Here is a 4152-nt window from a genome sequence, read left to right as displayed (position 1 = left end):
AGATTGCGCACCTGCTCGGTGACATCCTGGAACAGGCCGATCAGCGCGACGACCGCGCCCTGTTCGTCCAGCTCGCAGCCGGCCTTGGACTGGACGACCCGAATCTCGCCGTCTGGCCGCACCATCCGGGCCTGAAAGCTGCTGCTCGTCTTCGTCGCGATCGCCTCTTCCAGGCGCCCAGAGACCAGGTCGCGATCGTCCGGATGGAAGGCCTCCAGCCCCGTCTCGAATGTCAGAACATAGGACTGACGGTCCACGCCCATGATCTCGTAGAGCAGGTCCGACCAGTAGACCTCGCCGGTGATGACGTCGTAGCGCCAATRGGCGACCCCCGACATGGTCTCGGCCAGCTTCAGCAAGCGGGCCTGCTCCCAACGCACGCGGTTGAGGCGCATCCGCTCCAGCTCGTCGACGACGACCCCCGCCAGGACACGCAACCGCTTCAGCTCGCGATCCGTCGGCCGCGGGCGGGGCTTGGTGTCGATAACGCAGAGGGTGCCGAGGTTGTAGCCTTCCGGCGAGGTCAGCACCGCGCCGATGTAGAAACGAACGCCCATGTCCCCGACCACCGAAGGGTAGTGGGCGAAGCGCGGGTCGTGCGTCGCGTCCTCGACGATCATCAGCGCATCGGGGCCCTGCTCGATGGCCACGCTGCAGAACGCCTCGCCCCGGGGCGTCGAACAGTCGGACAGCCCCTGGCGCGACTTGAACCACTGGCGCTCTTCGTCGATCAGCGCGACCAGGGCGATGGGAGCGTCGAACAGGTCGCACGCCAACTGCGTGATGCGATCGAAGGCGACATCGGGCGACGTGTCGAGCACCCCGTAGCCCCGCAGCGCCCTGATCCGCTTCGCTTCGTTGTCGTTCATCTGGGCCTCCGCCGCGACAGCATGACCCGAAAGATCCGCAAAACCCGTTAAGGCTGATCGCGGCAATCAGGCGCGGTCGTCGGGCCGCCGACACTGGGATGACCCGGCGCGGCGGCCAAGCGCGACCTAGGGACGCTTGGGGATTTCCAGCCCGCGTTGGACGGCCGGGCGGGCCAAGCCGCGCTCCAGCCAGGCCGGCACGTGCTTGAGGCTGCCATAGTCGACCAGTTCGCCGGCCTCGTAGAAGCCATTGATGTTGCGCACCCAGCCCAGGGTGGCGATGTCGGCGATCGTGTATTCGTCACCCATGATCCAGTCACGGTCGGCCAGCCGGGTCTCCAGCACGCCCAGCAAGCGCTTGGCTTCGGCGACGTAGCGATCGCGCGGACGCTTGTCCTCGTACTCGCGGCCCGCGAACTTGTGGAAGAAGCCGACCTGGCCGAACATCGGGCCGATCGCGGCCATCTGGAAGAATACCCACGCCAAGGTCTCGTAGCGCCGGGCGGGGTCCTTGGGCAGGAACTTGCCGGTCTTTTCCGCCAGATAGACCAGGATCGCGCCGGACTCGAACAGGCCGAGGGGCTTTCCGCCCGGACCGTCCGGATCGATGATGGCCGGGATCTTGCCGTTCGGGTTCAGCGACAGGAATTCCGGCCCCCAGGTCTCGTTCTTGCCGATGTCGATCGTATGCGGCTCGTAGGGCAGACCGATCTCCTCCAGCATGATCGACACCTTGACCCCGTTCGGCGTGGGCAGGCTGTAGAGCTGCAGCCGGTCGGGATGCTGGGCCGGCCAGCGCTGGGTGATCGGGAAGGCTGAAAGGTCGGTCATGCTCGGCTCCGGATACAGGAGGCCGCGCCCTGTACGGCGCGGCTGAGCTTGTCAGATGGTCTCGCCTGGCCCGGCGACAAGTCGCCCGACGTCGAAAGCGTCTTCCCTAGCCCTGTCGCGCCTTGGCTTGTTTGAGCGCCGAAGCCTGGACGTCCAGCACCGAGCGGATCTTGGCCGCCAGGGCCGGTCCCAGATAGGGCTTGTCGAGCATCGGGAATTCGTTGGCCCAGGACGCCGCCTCGTCGCCCACATAGCCGGAGGTCAAAAGGACCTTGAGTCCGGGCCGCTCCTTGAGCGCCGCATGGGCCAGCTCCACGCCGTTGACGCCGCCGGGCATGACCACGTCGGAGAACAGCAGGTCGAAAGCCTTGCGGCCCTTCAGCCGCTTCATGGCCGCCGCGGCCGTGTCGGCGGTGGTGACCTGATAGCCCAGGTCTTCCAGCGTCTCGACCGCCATGGCCAGGACCGCCGGATCATCCTCGACCACCAGCACCCGCTCGGAGCCGCGCGCGGCCTGGGCGGTCTCGCCGCTGACGCCGCGTTGGCCAAGCTCCGCCTGGCTGAGCGGCAGATGGATCTCGAACGCCGCGCCCTGCCCCGGCGAGCTGCTCACCGTGATCTCGCCGCCCGACTGCCGCACGAAGCCATAGACCTGAGACAGGCCGAGCCCGGACCCCTTGCCGATCTCCTTGGTCGTGAAGAACGGCTCGAAGATGCGCGAGGCCACCTCTGCGTCCATGCCCTGGCCGGTGTCCCGCACGGTCACCATGATCCTGGGTTCGCCGTTGGCGACGATCTTCGTCACGACCGACAGGACGCCGCCGCCGTCCATCGCGTCGCGGGCGTTGACGGCCAGATTGAGCAAGGCGCTCTCGAACTGGGCCGGATCGAGGTGAGCCGGCAGCGGCTCGGTCGCCAGGCTCAAATCGATGCTCACCGCCTCGCCGACCGCTTGGCGCAGCAGCGGCGCGAAGTCCGAGATCAGAACATTGAGATCGACGGTGAGCGGATTCAGGCGCTGGCGACGCGAGAACGCGAGAAGCTGGCGGGTCAGCGCCCCGCCCTTCTCCGCCGCCAGGCGCACCGCGTCGATCTGGCGGGCCAACTCATGCTGCTCGCCGGTTCGCCGCTTGATCAATTCGATATTGCCCAGCACCACGGTCAGCAGGTTGTTGAAGTCGTGGGCGACGCCGCCGGTCAGCTGGCCGACGGCCTCCATCTTGCGGGCGTGGCTCAGCTGCTCCTCAAGGCCTCGGCGCTCGGTGTTGTCCAGCAGGGTGCCGAGCACCACCTGGCGTCCGCTCTCCTCGTCCATGGCCAGCACGCCCTGATCGATCAGAGACCGGTAAGACCCGTCGGCGCACTGCCACCGGTACTCACAGGAATAGACGCCGGACTTTCGGGCTTCGGTCTGGGCGCGCACGACGATGTCGACATCGTCGGGATGGACCCGGCTGATGCCGAACTCGGCCGAGGCCAGGAAATCGTCGGCCGAGAAGCCGGTCAGCTCGATCACGTTGCCGCCGACGAACAGCGGCTCGTAGGGCGCGTCGGCGGTGCGCGAGTGGAACACCACCGGCAGGGCGCGAAGGATCGCCTCCTGGCGCTCCTGAGTGCGTCGCAGGGCCCGTTCGGCGGCCAGCTTCTCGGCGTGGATGCGGACGTTCTCCTCGATCAACAGCCGCCGACTCTCCGACTGCTGCTCCAATTCGAGGGTCTTGATGTGCAGATCGACCAGGACCTGCACCTTGGAGCGCAGGATGAACGGGTCGACCGGCTTGAACACCACGTCGACAGCCCCGGCCGAATAGGCCTTGAAGATGTGGGCTTCGTCTCGGAACACCGCCGTCAGGAAGACGATGGGCACGTCGCGGTTGCGGCGACGCTGGCGGATCAGCTCGGCCGTCTCGTAACCGTCCATGCCGGGCATGTGAAGGTCGAGCAGGATCACCGCGAAGTCGTCGACCAGCAGGTGGCGCAGGGCCTCCTCACCCGAGCGCGCGACCACCATCTCCTGGCCCAGCGTCTCCAGCGCCTGAAGCGCGGCGAAGGCGTTTCGCTCATCGTCATCGACGATGAGGATCCGCGTTCGAAGCCGATCTTCGGGCGGTGGAACCGCCTGATGCTTGACCGCCGGTACCGTCATTGCGCGGCGGCGGTGTGGATGGTGACGACATTGTCTCCGGCCAGCCGCTGGGCGGCKGCGCGCTGCACCGAAACCCGAAGGACCGAGATCAGCTGGTCGATGTCCACGGGCTTGGACACGTAGTCCGAAGCGCCAGCCTGGATGCACTTCTGGCGGTCGCCCTTCATCGCCTTGGCGGTGACGGCGATCACCGGCAGGTCGGAGAAACGCTGCCGGGCCCGGATTTCGCGCATGGTCTCGTAGCCGTTCTCCGACCTGCCGGTGATCGCCGTCACCGCCAAGGCGATGAAGGGCGACCGCCAGAAG

4 protein-coding genes are annotated in these 4152 nt (G+C 67.0%); all 4 read right to left on the bottom strand.

Annotation, left to right across the window (positions count from 1 at the left end):
* Positions 1–869: PAS domain-containing protein (locus AC1DZ6_RS20410; RefSeq protein ID WP_477098960.1), on the bottom strand; the 869-nt coding region annotated here is incomplete at its 3' end.
* 126 nt (positions 870–995) lie between these two features.
* Positions 996–1700 carry a glutathione S-transferase N-terminal domain-containing protein gene (locus AC1DZ6_RS20405; protein WP_477098959.1) on the bottom strand — a complete coding sequence of 235 codons (705 nt, stop codon included), beginning with the start codon at positions 1698–1700 and terminating at the stop codon, positions 996–998.
* 106 nt (positions 1701–1806) lie between these two features.
* The gene (locus tag AC1DZ6_RS20400; protein ID WP_477098958.1) at positions 1807–3846 is read right to left on the bottom strand and encodes a response regulator; all 2040 of its coding nucleotides are present in this window, start codon (positions 3844–3846) and stop codon (positions 1807–1809) included.
* Positions 3843–4152 (bottom strand): response regulator (locus AC1DZ6_RS20395; protein ID WP_477098957.1); only part of this gene is annotated, 310 nt, incomplete at its 5' end. The genes AC1DZ6_RS20395 and AC1DZ6_RS20400, both read right to left, overlap by 4 nt.

It is taken from the genome of Caulobacter sp. P1_B12_2, from assembly GCF_056406675.1.
Note: the sequence above shows the minus strand (reverse complement) of the source record. Positions and strands in the feature narration are given on the sequence as shown.